Genomic DNA, 18,652 nt, shown 5'->3' on the forward strand with positions numbered 1-18,652 from the left:
CATTTAGTCGTCTTCGTCGTCGTCGAGTTCGACCGGGGTTTGGTACTGATCGGGCTTGATGACCAGCAGGTCACAGCGCAGATGGTCGATCACCTGTTCGGCGGTGTTGCCGAGGAAGGCGGCTGAAATACCGGTGCGGCCAATAGTGCCTAACACCACGATACCTGCCTGCAGATGCTCGGACAGGTCGGGGATCACCTCTTCAGGCAGCCCTTTTTCAACATGGGTCAGTTTTTCATCAATACCGAATTTTTGCCGCAGGGATTTCATCGCCAGCAGATGCTGGCCGCGGATGGCGTCGTTATAAACGGTCGGGTCAAATTCCGGGAGTTCAATGGCGATATTGATGGGCGTAACCGGGTAGGCGCCCACAAGGTGGACTTCGGTATGGTTGACCTTCTCGGCGAGATAGAGCGTCTCTTTGATCAGCTTCTCGTTGAGGGCGTTGTGGTAGTTCTCTTCGCTGGCAAGATTGACCGCCACCACCGCTTTGCCGCCTTCCGGCCACGGCTGGTCTTTGACCATCCACACCGGGCACGGACATTTGCGCAGCAGGTGCCAGTCAGTCGGCGTGAAAATCACCGCCTCAAGCTTGTCGTGCTGGTGGGCCATTTTCAGAAGCAGATCGTGTTCGCCGCTCACCACTTCCTGGATGATGGCTTCAAAGGGACGGTTATGCCACACCACCTTAATCTCAATGGGTACACCGGCATCAAGATAGAATTTTGCCTGTTCGCGGATCCAGGCCGTACGCTGGCTGATCACGCCCTGACGCATAGCGGTGCGTTCGTCAGGCGACAGAAGGGTGGTCATTTCGTAAGAAAAGTCATATATCGGCAGAAACGCTTTGATTCTGCCACCAATCCGTTGATGTAAATAGACAGCTCGTCGTAACGCCGGTTGATCGTCCTGATTAGGATCGATGGCCACCAGCATGTTTTGATACTTTGCCATACAGGTCTCCTTACTACTGTCACCACAGTCTGTAAGTAAAAGAGTAACCTATATATATAAAATGAAACAGAGGGGAAGTTTTGCCAGATCAATAAATCAGTAAAATTACCGATCTGGCATACAGCAGTCAGATGAATTTATGCGACGTTACGCGAGTGGCCCGCCAGCACCGCCAGCGCTTCACCATTCTCAATGGTGATGTATTTACCTTTTACCGCCAGCATGCCGCTTTTCTGGAAACGACCCAGCAGACGGCTGATGGTTTCAACGGTCAGGCCCAGGTAGTTACCGATATCACCACGGGTCATGGTCAGACGGAACTCACGCGGTGAAAAACCACGTTCGGCGAAACGACGGGACAGGTTATAAATAAACGCCGCCAGACGCTCTTCCGCGTTCTTTTTGGAAAGCAGCAGAATCATATCCTGATCGCCTTTGATCTCACCGCTCATCAGACGCATCATCTGCTGACGCAGGTTAGGCATTTTGCCTGACAGATCGTCCAGAGTTTCAAACGGGATTTCGCAAACCATTGAGGTTTCCAGCGCCTGGGCGAAGCTCGGATGGTTACCGGTGCCGATAGCGTCAAAGCCGACCAGGTCGCCCGCCAGGTGGAAGCCGGTGATCTGCTCGTCGCCCTGTTCGGTGATGGTATAGCTCTTGATGGTGCCAGAGCGGATAGCGTACAGCGACTTCAGTTCGTCTCCCGCTTTAAACAGCGTCTGCCCTTTCTGAATCGGCTTTTTACGCTCGATAATATTATCAAGCTGATCAAGCTCGTGCTCATTCAGGGTAAACGGGATACAGAGCTGGCTGATGCTGCAGTCCTGACAATGGATAGCACAACCGCCAGACTGAATGCGTCGAATAATTCGCTTTTCCGGGATCATAGGTATGCTCAAGCCTTAATTGATATTGGTCAATTTTAACATCTTTTTTGACCCTGCGTAAGCCTGGGGAAACCATCAATAAGGACAAGAAGCGTGAATGTGTTAGCATCTTCTTGAAATTCCACAACTTGGTTGCGGATATTTCGACTAACTTAAGGAATATTAAGCACTAAAAGCCTGGAACTACAGCAGTAAATAGCCTTCATGACGCAGTAACCACTCTTTGCGCTGCACCCCGCCAGCATAGCCGGTGAGGGTGCCGTTACGTCCGATAACGCGATGGCAGGGCACCACAATACTAACCGGATTGGAGCCGTTTGCCGCCCCGACGGCACGCGCCGCGCCCGGGCGACCAAGCTGTGCGGCCAGCTGCCCATAATGCATCACCTGGCCGCAGGGGATGGAACGCAATGCCTGCCACACCTCACGCTGAAAAGGGGTGCCCGCGGTGGCGGTTGGCAGGGTGTCGATAATGCTGAGATCGCCCTCGAACCAGGCGGTGAGCTTTTCGCTCAGCCCGCCCGGATTGCTGGCGCTGATGCGCTCGTAGCCCTGCGCCCGGTAGTGGATATTCAGCAGCTCCACCATCCGGTTGCTGTGCTCCTCCCACTCAACGGCGCGCAGGTTGAATTGCTCATCGGCAATGACCCATAGCGGCCCGAGGGGCGTTGCAATTTTGTCTTCGAGTAATCTCAGCATCTGGCACATTCCTTAGTTCAGTCGCGGGTAGACCCCAGGCCCGATAGGCAGGCCGACAAGATACCACGCCACCAGCATCAGCAACCATACCCCTAAAAAGATAAGCGGATACGGCAGGACCAGCGAATAGTAGGTACCCAGTTTCGCCTCGGGCTTATAGCGCTGCAGGAAGCCTAAAAATAGCGGTACAAAGGGGGAGACCGGCGCCAGCGGGATCACCGATGAATCCGCCACGCGAAAGAGGATCTGCGCAAAGGCGGGGTGGAACCCCAGCAGCATGAACATCGGCACGAAGATGGGGGCCAGAATCGACCAGATGGCCGAACCGCTGGCGATAAACATGCACAGCAGGGACGACAGCAGCGCCAGGCCCACAAACGCCGGCACGCCGCTCAGCCCGGCACTCTCCAGAATATCGGTCAGTCCCACCGCCATAAATTTGCCCATATTGCTCCAGTTAAACATGGCGACAAACTGCGCCAGCGGGAACACCATCACAATAAACCCGGCCATCTCCTTCATCGGCTCAATCATCAGCTGAGGCAGATCGCCCTGACGACGCACCTTGCCCGTGGCGATGCCGTAGGCGAGTGAGACGACAAAGAAGAAGAGGATGATCAGCGGCACAATGCCTTTAATAAACGGTGAGGGCAGCACGGTGTGCTTCACCGGATCGCGCAGGATGCCGCTCTCCGGCACCACCATCAGCGCAATAACGGCGATAAACAGCAGCGACACCACCCCGGCCACCCGCAACCCCCGGCGCTGCTCTGGCGTTAACGCTTCCAGCTTTTCTTCGCTGCTGCCCTGCCATTTGCCCAGGCGCGGCTCCACGATCTTATCGGTGATCAGCCCTCCGACAATCGTCAGCACAATCACCGAGCTGGCCATAAAGTACCAGTTGTCGATCACGCTGACGTGCATCGCAGCATCGATGGATTTTGCCGCTTCGGTGCTAATGCCCGAGAGCAGCACGTCGGTAGTGACGATCAGCAGATTGGCGGTAAAGCCACAGCCGACCCCGGCGATGGCCGCCAGCAGACCCGCCACCGGATGCCTTCCCACCGCAAGGAAGATCAGCGCTCCCATCGGGGGCATGATCACCAGCGCGGCATCCGATGAGATATGGCTGAAGAAAGCGATAAACAGCACCATATAGCTGGCGTAACGCGCGCTGACGTGGGAGGCCATCTTGACCATCAGCGCAGGCAGCAGGCCGGAACGTTCAGCCAGACCCGCCCCCAGCACCAGCGCCAGGATGGCCCCCAACGGTGCGAAGCCGCTGAAGTTTTTGACCACGTTCGGTAAAAACCAGTGCAGACCTTCAACGCTGAGCAGGTTCTTTACCGCCACCATGCTGCCGTCAGCCGGATTACGGGCGCTGACGTCAAAGGCCGATAATATGGCGGTAGCGACCATCAAAATCACAATCAAATAGACAAATAGCAGGAAAGGATGGGGCACTTTATTGCCGATCCTTTCAACCCAACCATAGAGCTTGCCGGTAGGGGAATGCGAAGGTATGGATGACATACTCATGGGCGTTCCTCGGGAGTGTTGTGTTGTTGTGTTTTATTATTTTAAAGGTGACGGTGTCACGTTTTCAGGGATCGGGCAAACGTACGGTTTTTCATTTATTTGTTGAGTAAACTCCTCGCGGCAGGCGGCCAGCAGCGCCGGATCCTGAAGAAGCGCCAGGGCGGTTGCGCCCATCACTTTGCCCGCCTGCAGCATGCCTTTATGGGCAATGGAGGTGCGACCCTGGGCAACCAGTTGCCAGGTATGGAGCGGTGTGCCCACGGTAAAGCAGGGGCTGAAGCACTGGGCAACCGGCATTTTCCAGCTCACATCACCCACGTCGGTGGAGCCCGCCAGCACGTTATCGGTGATGGCATAAGGGGCCACCTCGTCAATCAGCAGGGTCTGCTGATGGCGGCGGGCAAACGCTTTACCCGCTTCACCCCCGGTCGCGGCGATATTTTTCAGGCTGTTCTGCAGATCGTTGTCGCTCAGCGTGGCGCGGATCTCCGCCGCGAAGGCGCGCTCCTCGTCGCTCCACTCTGGCGTAGCGTAATGCTGAACGGCGCGGTACATGGCGGCCTCCAGCGTCCGGTTAGGCAGGTAGCTGGAGCAGGCCTTTTCAAAGCGTCGCTCCACGATGGTTTCGGTCATCAGCGCCGCGCCCTGGGCAACCTTTTCGATACGCTCATAGATCTGCTGCGCGTCGGCCATCTCCGGGGCGCGGATCAGATAGAGCACTTCCGCCTGTGCCTGAACCACGTTCGGTGAGATGCCCCCGGTATCGGTGATGGCGTAATGGACCCGGGCTTTTTCAATAATGTGTTCATTAAGGAAATTGGTGCCGGTGGTCATCAGGGTGACGGCATCCAGCGCGCTACGGCCAAGATGCGGGGAGTTGGCCGCATGGGCCGCGGTGCCGTGAAAACGCCATGCCACCTGGATGTTGGCCAGGGTGCTGACGTTAAACATGCCTGCGAACGCTTCGGGGTGCCAGGTAACGGCGGCATCCACATCGTCGAACAACCCCTCACGCACCATAAAGGTTTTTCCCGATCCGCCTTCCTCGCCGGGGCAGCCGTAAAAGCGCACGGTACCGCTGCCGCCGTGCTGCTCCAGCCAGCTTTTTACCGCCACCGCGGCCGCCAGCCCGGCGGTGCCGAGCAGGTTATGCCCGCAGCCGTGGCCGTTGGCCCCCGGGGTGTCGCTTTGCGGGGTGGCGCAGTGCGCCTGCTGGCTTAATCCTGCCAGGGCGTCATACTCACCGAGAATGGCAATAACCGGTTTCCCCTCGCCGTAGCTGGCAATAAAGGCGTTGGGTATGCCCCCGGCCTCGCGGGACAGGGTAAAGCCCGTCTCTTCCAGGGCGCTGGCAAGCCGTTCGGCAGACCAGAACTCTTCGAAACGGGTTTCCGGGTGATCCCAGATCGCATCGGCAATGGCGGTAAACTGCTGCGCGCGGGTGTCGATGGCATCCTCAACAAAACGGTAAATTGACTGCATTACACACCTCGCGTCCACGGGAAGTTAAGCGCGGTACGCGCCAGGGTTTCGATGGCAATCAACATCACCGTCTCATCGAAGTCGAATTTTTCGTTGTGATGTCCGGCGCTGAGGGTGGTGCCAAATACCATATAGGAGGCAAGCCCGCCGTTTTGCTGGACGCGGGCCATCATCAGGGTGGCATCTTCTGAGCCGGCAGGGGCTTTCACCTTATCGATGGCCTGCTCAACGCCCGCGACCTGTTGCGCCTGCTCGCGTAAGTAGTTCACCCACGCCGGGGACGGCGTGCTGGAGGTGGCCGCACCCATCAGCCGCAACTCGCTGCTGACGCCATGCATCGCCGCCGCACCGTCAATCACCGCTTTCGCGCGCGCAAAGACGTAGTTGTTAATCGCTTCGCTCTCGCCGCGGGTCTCCACTTTCAGCAGGGCGCTGGCGGGTACGACGTTACGGCCGCTGCCCGCCTGCATCACGCCGACGTTAACCCGCGAGGCACCTTCGCTGTGCGGGGCGATGCTGTGCAGGCCAATCGCCGCCTGGGCAGCGGCCAGCAGGGCGTTGCGTCCCTCTTCAGGCTTGCCGCCCGCATGTGCCGCCACGCCGGTAAAGCGCACGTCGAATTTGGTGGTGGCCATGAAGTTATCGCTGCCGCAGATGACGGTGCCCGCAGGGACGCCAGTACCAATGTGGATGGCGGTGAAATAGTCCACGCCGTCGAGCGCGCCGGCCGCCACCATCGCCCGTGCGCCGCGGGTACCTTCTTCGGCAGGCTGAAAGATCAGTTTGATGGTGCCGTTGAGCTGCTCGCGGTACTGCATCAGCAGATGCGCCAGTCCAAGACCAATAGTGGTGTGACCATCGTGGGCGCAGGCGTGCATCATGCCCCCGTTACAGGAGGCAAAACCTTCCCGGAAAGGTAGGTGGTCGTTGTCGCGGGCTTCATCGAGATCCAGCGCGTCCATGTCCACGCGAAACGCCAGCGTCGGCCCGGGGCGGCCCGTTTGCAGCGTGGCGACAATACCGGTAAAACCGCCTTCGAAGGCGCCAAGCCATTTTTCAGGCGCGCCTTGCTGACGGGCGCGGGCAAAGGCTTCTGCCAAAGTGGCATCGTCAGGCAGGCCCATCCGGGTGTCGGCATCGACCACATCCCGGCCCATCGCCAGGTCATAGCCCAGCTGATCCAGTCTCTCTGCGACCTTTGCCGCGGTGCGGAACTCCACCCATCCGGATTCAGCAAAATGGTGAAAATCGCGTCGCCACGCGATGAGTTGGGGGAAGAGGGCCTTCAGGTCCTGCGCCAGTGTATGCATATCGTTTCCTGTCATCATTAGAATATGTGAACTGCTTCACACTGTGATAGTTTTTACTTATCACTAACCGTTTTTTCACAGATTTAACCGTTCGTGGCTTACCCTGGCACAATCAATTCCATTACAGTAGATGACAGTTTCTTTTCTCTGATAAACAACGGTTATCGGTGCCGACATGACATTTCAGGTTAAATTTCACCAGTTGCGGGCTTTCGTGGAAGTGGCAAAACAGGGAAGCATTCGGGGAGCCAGCCGGGTACTGAACCTGTCGCAACCGGCGCTGACCAAATCGATTAAAGAGCTGGAGGAGGGCATCGCGGCGCAGCTGTTCATCCGCCGCAGTAAAGGGGTGACCCTCACCGAGTGCGGAGAGAGTTTTTATCAGCATGCCAGCCTGATCCTCGAAGAGTTGCGCAGCGCCCAGGATGATATTCGTCAGCGACAGGGCCAGCAGGCGGGGCAGATTAATATTGGCATGGGCGCCAGTATTGCTCGTTTGCTAATGCCCGCGGTTATCACCCGCTTCCATCAGCAGCACCCCCAGGTCAAAGTGCGAATTATGGAGGGACAATTAGTTTCGATGATTAATGAATTACGTCAGGGCGAACTCGATTTCACCATAAATACCTATTATCAGGGGCCTTATGATCATGAATTTACGTTTGAAAAATTGTTTGAGAAACCGTTTGCGATATTTTGTCGCGAAGGTCATCCGGCGACTGGCGCTAAATCAATTAATGAGTTACTGAAATACAGCTGGACAATGCCAACACCCCGCGGCAGTTATTATAAGCAGCTGGAAGAGATGTTTTCTCACCGCGAACAGATCCCGCATATAGGCGTGGTATGTGAAACCTTTTCGTCAAGCATCAGCCTGGTGGCGCACAGTGATTTTCTTAGCATTTTGCCGCAGGAGTTAGGCTGCGACCCGCTGCTGGCGCAGCGTCTGGTCATGATCCCGGTTAAAGAACCCCTACCAAAAGCCACCTATTACCTGATTCAAAGAAGGGATTCACGACAAACGCCGTTGACTGCATCTTTAATCACACAATTCAGACGTCACGCCCGGCAGGTTATTTCTTAACCACATTAAGGTTAAAAAAATGGAGCCTGTCGACATCCAACAGACCCCACAGTACACACAGCATTGCTCCACATGCGACTCTGCTTATTGTTTCCATAGTGCAGATACCTTTGTATATATCATTTCCTGACAATAATACAGATAAGAAAGCGCCTGGTTTTTAAAAGTTTTACCTAAGTCATAAACTTTATCATTAATAAAAATAAACTTCAGGCAGGTTTAATTACCAATTAAAATAACTGTATTTATTATTATTTTCTTATCGGTTGTCCTTTGGCCGTGCAGACAGGGCAACGCCGCATTGAGCCAGGGTAAGGGGGCAGGTATAGTAGCCTGTCAGCTAAGCAGGAGGATGCCATGAACCCAGAAGATAAATCGCTTTTTCTCGATGCGATGGAGGATGTCCAGCCCCTCAAGCGCTGTGCTGAGGTCCACTGGCAGCCAGCGCGCACCACGCGCACCCGCCAGCCTGTGGATACCACCCAGCTTGATAACTTTCTGACCACCGGCTTTCTGGATGTGATCCCTCTGGCCGAGCAGCTGGCTTTCCAGCGTGAAGGGGTACAACAGGGGGTTATCGACAAGCTGCGCTCGGGTAAATATCCGCGTCAGGCGAGCCTGACCTTGCTGCGCCAGCCCGTTGAGCAGTGCCGCCAGCAGCTCTACACCTTTATCCGTCAGGCGGAGCGTGACGGTCTGCGCAACCTGATTATCATTCATGGTAAAGGGCGCGACGACAATTCTCACGCCAACATCGTGCGCAGTTATCTGGCGCGCTGGTTAGCGGAGTTTGAAGCGGTGCAGGCCTTTTGCGTCGCCCAGCCGCACCACGGTGGCAGCGGCGCCTGTTACGTCGCGCTGCGTAAATCAGGTGAAGCGAAGCAGGAAAACTTTGAGCGTCACGCCAAACGCAGCCGTTAGCGTATGGAAAACACCGCTTTATGCTATCGCCAGTTTGGTGAGCCTGAGACTGTTCTGCGGCGGGAAACGGCGATAAAAGCGTCGCTGCAGCCGGGATATCTTCGGGTGCAGATGCTGATGGCGCCGGTCAACGCGTCGGATCTGATCCCCATTACGGGCGCTTACCGCCATCGCATTACCCTGCCTGCCGTCGCCGGATACGAAGGCGTAGGGCGGGTGATTGCCGCGCCGGACAGCGCGGCGGCGCTTATCGGCACGCGGGTTTTGCCCCTGCGCGGGGAAGGCACCTGGCAGCAGTATGTGGATTGCCCGGCGACGCTTGCGATCCCGGTTCCGGATACCATTCCTGACTCGCTGGCGGCGCGGGCGTTCATCAATCCGCTGGCGGCCTGGCTGATGCTCAGCCTCTATCCCCCACAGGGGAAACGGGTGCTGTTGACGGCCACCGGTTCGGACTGCGCCATTTTGCTGGGGCAGTGGGCGCTGCGGCAGGGCGCAACCGAGGTCTACGGCGTTCACCGCTCGGCGGTACACGCAGATCGGCTGCGGGCGATGGGGATTATCCCGGTTGCCCAGCACGAGCTGGACAGCGTGCGTGCCCTCGCTGCGGCCAGCGATATCGTCTATGACGCCACCGGCGGCGAGCTGGCGCTGGCGATCCTGGGGGCGATGGACAAAAGCGCCGCCTTTATCTGCTACGGTTTGCTCTCCGGTCAGCCCTTTGCATTACAACGTCATTTTCCGTCGGTGCACTGGTTTCATATCCGCAACTATCTGGATGCGCTCGCACCTGAGGCGTGGCAGGCCACATTTCGCGATATCTGGTCATGGCTTGTCGCCAGCCATTACAGTGACACGACGCTACTGCCTTTTACCGACTGGCAGTCGGCGCTTGCCCATTACCGCCAGGCGGGACGAACCCGCAAGCCGGTGCTGGAGTTTGGCTAACCGTCACGTTTCCCGGCTCATATCGCTGAGCAGCAGGGCAATGCTTTTGCCGCCCTGCGTCTGCTCCAGCGCAATCTTCGCAATAATGGTCAGGGGCACCGACAGCAGCATGCCAACCGGACCCAACAGCCAGCCCCAGAAGATCAGCGACAAAAAGACCACCAGGGTTGAGAGACCCAGCCCGCGGCCCATCACGCGGGGCTCGAGGATATTGCCGAAGATCAGGTTCACCAGCAGATAGCCTGCCAGCAGCACCAGCGCAGCGTAAAAACCGCTGAAGACCAGCACCTGGGCAATAGGGGGAATGGCGGCCAGCACCGAACCGATGTTAGGGATATAGTTCAGCGCAAAGGCCAGCAGCGCCCAGACAAAGGCGAACCGTACTTCCAGCGCCGCCAGCATCCCCCACACCACCAGCCCGGTCACCAGACTGATGGCGGTCTTCAGCACCAGATAGTGCGACACGCTGTCAAGGGCGCGCTGGATGGCAGCCATGCCTTCCACCGGCCGGGTCATCAGCGGCTGGAGTTTCGCTGGTAGCTGCGGCACCTCCAGCAGCATAAAGACCACGGTCAGCAGCAAAAGAAAAATGGAGGTCATGGCGCTGGAGAGCTGGGCCAGCAGGGCGGTCACCAGCGTCATAGCGGCATTGGGGTCGATATATTTCAGTAGGTCTTCCATCGACACTTCAATTCCGGCCCGCTGTAGCCAGGGTTCAAGATGCAGCAGCGGAACAGCCAGCGAGGTGCGATAGTGCGGCAGGGTGCGGGCCAGTTCATTCAGCGAGGTGCCAAGATAAGCCACCAGCAAAGCCATCAGCACCACGATAAGCAGGATCGGCAGGGTAATAGCCAGCACGCGTGGCAGACGAAGCCGCACCAGTCTTCGCACAACAGGCTGAAGCACCACGGCGATAAACAGCGCCAGGATAAAAGGCACGATAATATCCGCCGCGAAACGGATCCCGGTCAGTACAATCACCAGCATGCCAAGCATGATGACTATTTTTAATCCGTTGAGGGTAATAATGGGTTTCGCCATGCTGGCTCCTGATAATGTCCTTTATATTTATTCTAACGGTGCTGCACGTTTAATAAATTAACCAAACGCAAACGATGAGGGTAAAGAAATGAAAAAACTTTGAGTAAAATCCTGGCTTATGGTAAAAATCAGCTGTGTTTAACTACCGGAGACAATTTTCATCTGCACTGACGAGAAGCAACACCGCAGATAATTGTAATTTTATGGACAATCTGTTCAGTACCGTTTTATCAAAAATCACTCCCGCTTTGTTCTCCTCTTTTTGCCTTACGTCTGGCGAGCAACACTGGCGCAACGCGCTGTAGACCCTCTCTCTGCCTGAGCTGGCGCATTGCGTCCAGCTAATCTGTTACGTTTTTTTTATCCGGCTGCCGTTACTGGCGAGCCGCGAAGGATTATATTCTCAAGCAGGAGAAAAAGATGTTTTACGGGATCCTCTTAGGTCTTGCTATCGTTGCTGAAATAACCGGCACCCTCTCCATGAAATGGGCCAGCGTCACCGGCAGTCACAGCGGCTATATTTTAATGCTGTCGATGATTGCGCTCTCCTATATTTTCCTCAGTTTTGCGGTTAAAAAAATCGCACTGGGCGTGGCCTACGCGTTATGGGAAGGTATTGGTATTTTGTTAATTACGCTCTTCAGCGTGATGCTGTTTGATGAGTCGCTTTCTCTGATGAAAGTGGCCGGTCTGACGACGCTGGTGGCGGGCATCATATTAATTAAATCCGGCACCCGGAAACCGGCAAAATCGCGTGCGGAGGTGACCCATGCAGCAGTTTGAGTGGATCCATGCCGCCTGGTTAGCCCTGGCTATCGTGCTCGAAATTATTGCCAACGTTCTGCTCAAATTCTCAGACGGTTTTCGCCGCAAAACCTACGGCCTGCTGTCGATTGCCGCGGTACTGGGCGCCTTCAGCGCGCTGTCACAGGCGGTGAAGGGGATTGATCTGTCGGTTGCGTATGCCCTGTGGGGCGGGTTTGGTATTGCGGCAACGCTTGCCGCAGGCTGGATCCTCTTCGGACAGCGGTTGAATCAAAAAGGGTGGGTTGGCCTGGTGCTGCTCCTCGCCGGAATGATCATGATAAAACTGGCCTGATAACGTCGCTGCCTGTCATTACGGGCAGCGAAATTTATCTCCTGTATTACGCTTAGACGGAGGGCATAAAAAAGGACGGTGACTGAATGCGTAACCCTTTAAGCTGGCATAAAATTCCTTCTGCCAGGACCTTGTTTGCCATGATCTTCATGGCAGGGGTCGGCTTAATTTTCTCTGTGGTCGCCTTGCTCTACCTCTCCCTCAACCTTATCAGCAGTAAAGCCAACGAAATCGACGAGCAGCGCACCGCGCTCTCGGTAGAGGGTGCTATTCAGACATCGGTGAACCGGGTCTGGTCGCTGGTGATTGATAATGCTGTCTGGGACGATGCCGTGCGGGAGGCCTATCGCCCGGCGCTCGACATCGACTGGCTCTACAACACCTGGGGCGCGGGCTACAAGGTGAATAACCTTTATGACGGCACCTTTGTACTCGACGAACGGTTTCAGGTGCTGTGGGGATCGTTCCAGGGCCAGCCTTTCGCTGAAAAAAACCTCGACTTCTTTGGCGACGGTTTAAAATCGCTGATCCTGATGCATACCAACGCCCTGCGCTCAGATAAAAATATCTACGCCGGGATCACCCGTACCCGGGCAGGGATTGCTTTTGTTGGCGTTGGCCTGATCCGTCCGACGATTGGCAGCCTGCGGGTGGGGGATAATACGCGTCGTTTTCTGGTGATAACTCGCCACATCAACCCACAAATCCTGCGCGATCTCGGGAATACGTTTCAGATCGATAACCTGACCTTTACGCCGGAGCGGGTGAGCGACGTCAGCGTGCCGCTAAAAAGCTCCTCCGGCGAAGTGCTGGGCTATCTTTCATGGCAGCCGCGACTGCCGGGGGCCGCAGCGGCGAAAGCGGCCTCCCTCGACATCACGCAGATCGTCTTGCTCACCGCGGCGCTGATTTTGCTGTTTATTCTCTTCAGCTGCGTGGGGCTGTATAAACTGGCGCGGGGGGAGACGCTGGCGCGGTCGGTGGCGCGCACCGACTGGCTGAGTCATCTACCCAACCGCCGGGCGCTGATTGAAGAGCTGGAGCGAGTGAGCCAGCGCGGCGATACCGATCGCAAAAGCGTGGTGTTTATCGATCTCGACGGCTTTAAGGACGTCAATGATATCTACGGCCATGAGGTGGGCGACGCGCTGATCGTCATCATCGCGGGCGCGCTGCGCGACAATGTGCCCAAAGACGGCATGCTGGCCCGGATGGGCGGCGATGAGTTTGCCATGACGATCGGGGGCGACAACGCCGAAGCGCTCGCCTCGGCGTTTGGTGGCTTTGTGCTTGATTATCTCCACTCGCCCATCGTCGTCGGTGAGCGTTCCATCCACATTGGCGCCAGTATCGGCATCGCCAGCGGCACGCTGGTGGAGTGCACCAGCACCGAGCTGTTCCGTCGCGCCGATATTGCCATGTACCACTCGAAAATTACCGGCAAGGGGCGGGTGACGCACTATGATGCCGAGCTGAACAACGCGCGCGAGCGTCGGCTGGCGATTGAGGGGCAGATCCGTCATGGTCTGGAACATAATGAGTTTGACGTCTGGTATCAGCCGATCATCGATGCCCGCAGCCAGAAAATGGTCGGCGTGGAAGCGCTGGTGCGCTGGCCGCGGCGTCCCGAGGGGCCGCTGGCGCCGGATGAGTTTATTACCGTCGCCGAAACCAGCGGTCTGATCTACGGCCTGGGGCAGTTTGTCCTCAGAAGGGCCTGTCAGGACCTGGAGCCATACACGGATTTAAAACTCTCGGTCAACATCTCCCCGGCGCAGTTTCGTGATCCCGAATTTGAAGCCAAAGTGGAAGGTGCGCTGGCCCTCAGCCGCTTTCCCCCCACGCGCCTGCAGCTGGAAGTAACTGAAACCTACGTGCTGGAAAATCCCGAGCGGGCACGCTCAGCCATCAATAATCTTAAGGCGCAGGGTATCGCGGTGGCACTGAACGATTTCGGTACCGGCTACTCCAGTATCGGCTATCTGCGTCGCTTTAACTTCAATACCATCAAGATTGATAAATCCCTGGCCGGGCTGGTGGATCATGACGAACAGGCCTCGGCGCTGGTGAGCGGTACGGTGCGCATTGCCACCGCGCTGGGGATGACGGTGGTCGCAGAAGGGGTGGAGAACGAAAAACAGATGAAGCTGCTGCGTCTGGCGGGCTGCGATCAGCTCCAGGGCTACTGGTACAGTCAGCCGATGCCGATAGAGGCGATTATGGCGCTACGCCAGCAGCGCCAGTGTTAAGTCACTCCTGGGCCAGCTCTGCCAGCTTGTCACGAAAACCGGTGATCGACAGGGCGCGGTTATCGGCCCGCCAGCGATCTTTCGCCGCCGGGGCCGAGCTTTGAACGCCGATAAGTTGCCAGCCTGCGGCGGTATTCAGCATCAGCGGCGAACCGCTGTCGCCGGGCAGGGTATCACACTGATGGGACAGCACGCTGTTTTGCGCCCAGCCGGTGACGATACAGTCCTGATGGGTGTACAGCACATCCAGATGATCTTCCGGATATCCCGCCTGGCTCACCTTGCGATCGGCCTCTTTCAGGGCGGCGGTCAGCTCCGCTTTATCCCCGGCAAACAGCGGTAGCGGGGTGATCCCCGACGGCGGGTTGCGCAACACCACCAGACCAAAATCCCACGAGGCGGCAGAGGGCGGCACAATCCAGCCATCGCCGTCGGCTTTCAGCCGTCTGCCTAACGAGGCATCGACGCGGCCTTCAATGCCGTGGATCTCATAACGCCAGCTCCCCTTTTGCGAGATGAAGCGCAGGGCAACGGCCTTATCCGGTTTACCTTTCGGCGGCACCAGCAGGCAGTGTCCGGCGGTCAGCGCCAGTCGAGGGGTGATGAGGGTGGCGGTACAGAGGTTTCCGCTGGCTGTCTCCAGCTGGCCAATGGCCTCCCACGGCGCGCGGGACGGATCGGCGACACGCGTGCGATCGTCATGACCAAAAAACAGCGTTTGAATCTCTTTGGCGTTCGCAGCCTCGTTGTCGCCATCGTCCGCATGACTTAATCCAGAAAAGAGAAAAAATGTTCCCAGCACAATCGCAACAGATTTACGCATATCACACTCTAAAGGGATTAATTATGATTATTAAATATGAACCCTGGTAATTAACTATAGACGGGACAGCGCGAAAGTGGGAGTAAAATCAGCGTACTACAGTCAGGAAATATAAAACACACCCGCGACAAGTGCGCATAAAATAAGCGTGACAAGAATTAACTCAAACCGATAGCGCTGCAACATAACGCCCTCCGGATAAAAAAACGGCGCTGCCACCTTGCCGGTACAGCGCCGATGACCAACGTGTCCGTCTCGGACACGTTAAGCTAAGCGGGCTTATGCAGCCGGTTTTGCAGTTGGAGCAGCAGCTTCGTGTTTCACTGCTTTTTTATGGTGTTTTTTCGCTGCCTGCGCTTTCTGGGCTACAGGTGCGGCCTCTTCTTTCTTCACAGCTTTTTTGTGGTGCTTTTTAGCCGCCTGCGCTTTTTGTACAGCGGCTTTTTTGTGTTTTTTATGCTGCACGGTTTTCGCAGCCGGTGCCGCGGTAGAGGTGGCAGCCGGAGCCGCGGTGTTGGCAACAGCGTCAGCGGCGAATGCAGCAGAAGAGAGACCCATAGCAGCGGCAACAACCAGAGCTAATACCTTTTTCATCATCTTACCCTCGAATTGGTTTTTTCATTTAACCCCACTGCGGGGCCGTTGAAAGAACTATATCCCTGAAATTTCGGGGCTTCCGTGAGTGATTGGTATCGGCGTGTAACCATATGTACAACGCCGGGTCGATGACCCGGCGTGGGGGATTACAGATAGCGCGAGGTCAGATGATCGCGGAAGTAACGGCTGTTGAGATCTTCTCCGGTCGCCTGCTCAATCAGCTGGGCGGTGGTGAAGCGGCTGCCGTGCTGCCAGATGTTCTGGCGCAGCCAGTCGAACAGGGCGCTGAAATCCCCGGCGGCGATGGATGCGTCCAGTCCCGGTAGCGCGGTTTTGGCCGCACTGAACAACTGCGCGGCGTACATAGCGCCTAAGGTGTATGACGGGAAGTAGCCAAAACCGCCGTCGGTCCAGTGGATATCCTGCATACAGCCGTTGCGGTAATTATCTTTTGTTGATAAGCCCAGCCAGGCCTGCATTTTCTCATCCCACAGCGCCGGAATGTCCTCCACCTCGATTTCGCCGTTAATCAGCGCCCGCTCAATTTCATAGCGCAGCACGACGTGTGCCGGATAGCTCACTTCGTCGGCATCCACGCGGATATAGCCAGGCTTCACCCGCTGGTTCCAGGCGACAAAATTCTCTGGTGTAAAGGCCGCCTGGGTGCCGAAACGTTCATGGACGGCCGGGAGCAGGTGGTTGAGGAACGCCTTGCTGCGTCCGAGCTGCATTTCAAAGAAGAGGCTCTGGGATTCGTGGATAGCGGTAGAACGCGCCAGGGCGATGGGCTGACCAAGCCAGTTGCGCGGCAGGTTCTGTTCATAGCGCGCATGGCCGGTTTCGTGGATCACGCCAAACAGGGCGCTCAGCAGTTCGTCTTCGTTGTAGCGGGTGGTGATGCGCACGTCTTCCGGCACGCCGCCACAGAATGGGTGAGCGCTGACGTCCAGACGGCCCGCGTTAAAGTCGAACCCAAGGCTCTTCATCGCCTCCAGCCCCAGCTCACGCTGAATGGCGGTCGGGAACGGGCCCTGCGGCGGTACGAAGGATTGCTGCGCCTGCTTCTCGACCACCTGCGCCAGCAGATCCGGCAGCCAGGTTTTGAGATCGCCAAACAGCTCGTCCAGCCGGGCGCTGGTCATGTCCGGCTCGAAGATATCCAGCAGCGCGTCGTAAGGGGTGCAGCCTTTGGCCTCGGCGCGCAGGCGGGCCTCTTCCCGGCTCAGTTTCACCACATCTTTCAGGTTGACGGCAAAACCCTGCCAGTCGTTCGCGGGACGTTGGGTGCGCCAGGCATGCTCGCATTTACTGCCCGCCAGCGATTTGGCTTCAACCAGCGATTCCGGCAGCAGCGCAGCCTGCTGATAGTGGCGTTTCATCTCCCGCAGGTTAGCCTGTTCAACGTCGTTAAGATCTTCGCTTTCGGCGTTACGCAGCCAGTCGGCCACGTTTTTATCGGTCAGGATTTGATGCTGCAGGACGCTCAGCTCTGCCAGCGCTTCACCCCGCGCGGCGCTGCCGCCTGCAGGCATCATAGTAAGCATGTCCCAGCCGGCGATGGCGGAGAGGTGGGAGAAGCGGGAGAGACGCTGGAAGGTGCGGGTGAGTTGCTGATAGTTATTCTTTTCCATTAAGACCTCGTGTCTGCATCAACTGATAGCTAAAAGTACCATCAGGTTGGGCGAAACACGAGGTCACGTAACATTAATGCAATCGTTTGTGCAGATTAGCCCCCACAACCAGCGCCCCACACAACATCAACGCAATAAACCCACCTACGCCATTCCAGCCATACTGGTGCCAGAACACGCCGCCGAGCGTCCCGGCGATGCTGGAGCCGAGATAGTAACTGAACAGATACAGCGACGAGGCCTGGCCCTTGGCACGACGGGCGCGCGGGCCGATCCAGCTGCTGGCGACCGAGTGGGCGGCGAAGAAACCGGCGGAGAAGAGCAGCATCCCGGCAAAAATCACCCACAGGTTAGCGAGCAGCGTCAGCAGAACCCCGGCCAGCATCACGCCGGTGGAAACCAGCATCACCGGCCCACGCCCGAAGCGGGTGGTCATCGCTCCGGCTTTTGGGGAGCTCCATGTACCGGTGAGATAGGCCACCGACAGCAGGCCCACCAGCGCCTGGCTCAGATGCCACGGCGAGAGCATCAGCCGGTAGCCGATGTAGTTAAAGAGGGTGACAAACGAGCCCATCAGCAGAAAACCGGTGAGAAACAGCAGGGGCAGCCCCCGATCCCGCCAGTGCAGGCGGAAGTTAATCAGCAGCGTTTTGGGCCGCAGCGCGGTGGGGCGAAAATGGCGCGACTCCGGCAGGATCTTCCAGAACATCAACGCGGAGGCCAGGGCAAAGCAGCCGATTGCCGCCAGCGCTATTCGCCAGCTAAAGAAATCGGTAAAGACGCCGCTCAGCAACCGCCCGCTCATGCCGCCGATGGAATTACCGCTGATGTAGAGCCCCATCGAGAAAGCGACAAAGCTGGGGTGGATCTCCTCGCTGAGGTAGGTCATGCCCACCGCGGCCACACCGCTGAGGGAAAGCCCGATCAGCGCGCGCATGATTAAAATCCCGTGCCAACTGGTCATCATCGTTGACAGCAAGGTGCAAACCGACGCCAGCAGCAGTGCGGTGACCATCACCGGCTTACGTCCGATAGCGTCCGAGAGCGGCCCGGTAAAGAGCAGGCCGACCGCCAGCATCCCGGTCGAGATTGAGAGGGAAATACTGCTGCTGGCCGGGGAGACGCCAAACTCCTGGGATAGCACCGGCAGGATCGGCTGCACACAGTAGAGCAGGGCAAAGGTGGCTAGCCCCGCGGAGAAAAGAGCCAGCGTGACGCGCATAAACTGCGGGGTGCCGCGTTTGATAAACCGAACCGGTTGCGCATTGTTGGGTAAGAGATCGATATCATTGATTGGGGCGATATCAGCCGTTGTTGTGCGACTCACGTAAGTTCCTTGCTTCAACATCCCCGTGATTTCTGGTGACGGGTATGACCACAGGGAT

The 18,652-nt window shown here is 57.1% G+C and carries 17 protein-coding genes; 6 read left to right on the forward strand and 11 right to left on the reverse strand.

All coding sequences use genetic code 11. The features are described from left to right. Positions 1-3: 3 nt before the first annotated feature. From uspE to GNG26_RS10335, 6 genes are all read right to left on the reverse strand, one after another. Positions 4-954, reverse strand: a complete 951-nt coding sequence (gene uspE / locus GNG26_RS10310) for a universal stress protein UspE (RefSeq protein WP_103179416.1) — start codon at positions 952-954, stop codon at positions 4-6. A 137-nt stretch (positions 955-1,091) separates the two neighbouring features. Beyond that, entirely contained in the window at positions 1,092-1,844 is a 753-nt protein-coding gene (gene fnr, locus GNG26_RS10315; RefSeq protein ID WP_032617879.1) for a fumarate/nitrate reduction transcriptional regulator Fnr, read from the reverse strand. 183 nt (positions 1,845-2,027) lie between these two features. Continuing rightward, positions 2,028-2,543 carry a methylated-DNA--[protein]-cysteine S-methyltransferase gene (gene ogt / locus GNG26_RS10320; protein ID WP_103824528.1) on the reverse strand — a complete coding sequence of 172 codons (516 nt, stop codon included), beginning with the start codon at positions 2,541-2,543 and terminating at the stop codon, positions 2,028-2,030. Between the two features lie 12 nt (positions 2,544-2,555). Next, complete coding sequence (abgT, locus tag GNG26_RS10325; RefSeq protein ID WP_156238608.1) at positions 2,556-4,082, reverse strand: p-aminobenzoyl-glutamate transporter; 1,527 nt, start codon at positions 4,080-4,082, stop codon at positions 2,556-2,558. Positions 4,083-4,118: 36 nt separating this feature from the next. Next, a complete protein-coding gene (locus GNG26_RS10330; protein ID WP_156238609.1) occupies positions 4,119-5,564 on the reverse strand; it encodes a M20 family metallopeptidase in 1,446 nt (481 codons plus the stop codon). Continuing rightward, positions 5,564-6,874, reverse strand: a complete 1,311-nt coding sequence (locus GNG26_RS10335; protein ID WP_156238610.1) for a M20 family metallo-hydrolase — start codon at positions 6,872-6,874, stop codon at positions 5,564-5,566. Before GNG26_RS10335 ends, GNG26_RS10330 begins: the two co-directional genes overlap by 1 nt. A gap of 175 nt (positions 6,875-7,049) precedes the next feature. On the opposite strand from GNG26_RS10335, the gene GNG26_RS10340 reads away from it, so the two are divergent. From GNG26_RS10340 to GNG26_RS10350, 3 genes are all read left to right on the forward strand, one after another. Beyond that, the gene (locus GNG26_RS10340; RefSeq protein ID WP_114315143.1) at positions 7,050-7,958 is read left to right on the forward strand and encodes a LysR family transcriptional regulator; all 909 of its coding nucleotides are present in this window, start codon (positions 7,050-7,052) and stop codon (positions 7,956-7,958) included. Between the two features lie 357 nt (positions 7,959-8,315). Beyond that, on the forward strand, positions 8,316-8,879 hold the full coding sequence (gene smrA / locus GNG26_RS10345) for a DNA endonuclease SmrA (protein WP_156238611.1): 564 nt from the start codon (positions 8,316-8,318) through the stop codon (positions 8,877-8,879). 3 nt (positions 8,880-8,882) lie between these two features. Beyond that, complete coding sequence (locus GNG26_RS10350; protein WP_156238612.1) at positions 8,883-9,827, forward strand: zinc-dependent alcohol dehydrogenase family protein; 945 nt, start codon at positions 8,883-8,885, stop codon at positions 9,825-9,827. Between the two features lie 3 nt (positions 9,828-9,830). Here the strand turns inward: GNG26_RS10350 and GNG26_RS10355 are convergent, their stop codons facing one another. Further along, positions 9,831-10,868 (reverse strand): AI-2E family transporter, encoded by a 1,038-nt coding sequence (locus GNG26_RS10355; protein ID WP_156238613.1) that lies wholly within the window; start codon positions 10,866-10,868, stop codon positions 9,831-9,833. 420 nt (positions 10,869-11,288) lie between these two features. On the opposite strand from GNG26_RS10355, the gene mdtJ reads away from it, so the two are divergent. The 3 genes from mdtJ (at position 11,289) to GNG26_RS10370 (ending at position 14,216) form a co-directional block, all read left to right on the forward strand. After that, the gene (mdtJ, locus tag GNG26_RS10360) at positions 11,289-11,651 is read left to right on the forward strand and encodes a multidrug/spermidine efflux SMR transporter subunit MdtJ (protein ID WP_156238614.1); all 363 of its coding nucleotides are present in this window, start codon (positions 11,289-11,291) and stop codon (positions 11,649-11,651) included. Continuing rightward, the gene (gene mdtI / locus GNG26_RS10365) at positions 11,638-11,967 is read left to right on the forward strand and encodes a multidrug/spermidine efflux SMR transporter subunit MdtI (RefSeq protein ID WP_156238615.1); all 330 of its coding nucleotides are present in this window, start codon (positions 11,638-11,640) and stop codon (positions 11,965-11,967) included. Before mdtJ ends, mdtI begins: the two co-directional genes overlap by 14 nt. Before the next feature lie 86 nt (positions 11,968-12,053). Further along, entirely contained in the window at positions 12,054-14,216 is a 2,163-nt protein-coding gene (locus GNG26_RS10370; RefSeq protein ID WP_156238616.1) for an EAL domain-containing protein, read from the forward strand. Between the two features lies 1 nt (position 14,217). Here the strand turns inward: GNG26_RS10370 and GNG26_RS10375 are convergent, their stop codons facing one another. From GNG26_RS10375 to GNG26_RS10390, 4 genes are all read right to left on the reverse strand, one after another. After that, positions 14,218-15,039, reverse strand: a complete 822-nt coding sequence (locus tag GNG26_RS10375; RefSeq protein ID WP_156238617.1) for a serine protease — start codon at positions 15,037-15,039, stop codon at positions 14,218-14,220. Positions 15,040-15,318: 279 nt separating this feature from the next. Then, on the reverse strand, positions 15,319-15,633 hold the full coding sequence (asr, locus tag GNG26_RS10380) for an acid resistance repetitive basic protein Asr (RefSeq protein ID WP_114387169.1): 315 nt from the start codon (positions 15,631-15,633) through the stop codon (positions 15,319-15,321). A 149-nt stretch (positions 15,634-15,782) separates the two neighbouring features. Further along, entirely contained in the window at positions 15,783-17,267 is a 1,485-nt protein-coding gene (locus GNG26_RS10385; protein WP_156238618.1) for a carboxypeptidase M32, read from the reverse strand. A gap of 73 nt (positions 17,268-17,340) precedes the next feature. Beyond that, positions 17,341-18,594, reverse strand: coding sequence for an MFS transporter (locus GNG26_RS10390; RefSeq protein WP_156238619.1), 1,254 nt, complete (start codon positions 18,592-18,594; stop codon positions 17,341-17,343). Positions 18,595-18,652: the final 58 nt, after the last annotated feature.

The organism is Leclercia sp. J807 (genome assembly GCF_009734465.1).
Lineage (GTDB): Bacteria > Pseudomonadota > Gammaproteobacteria > Enterobacterales > Enterobacteriaceae > Enterobacter.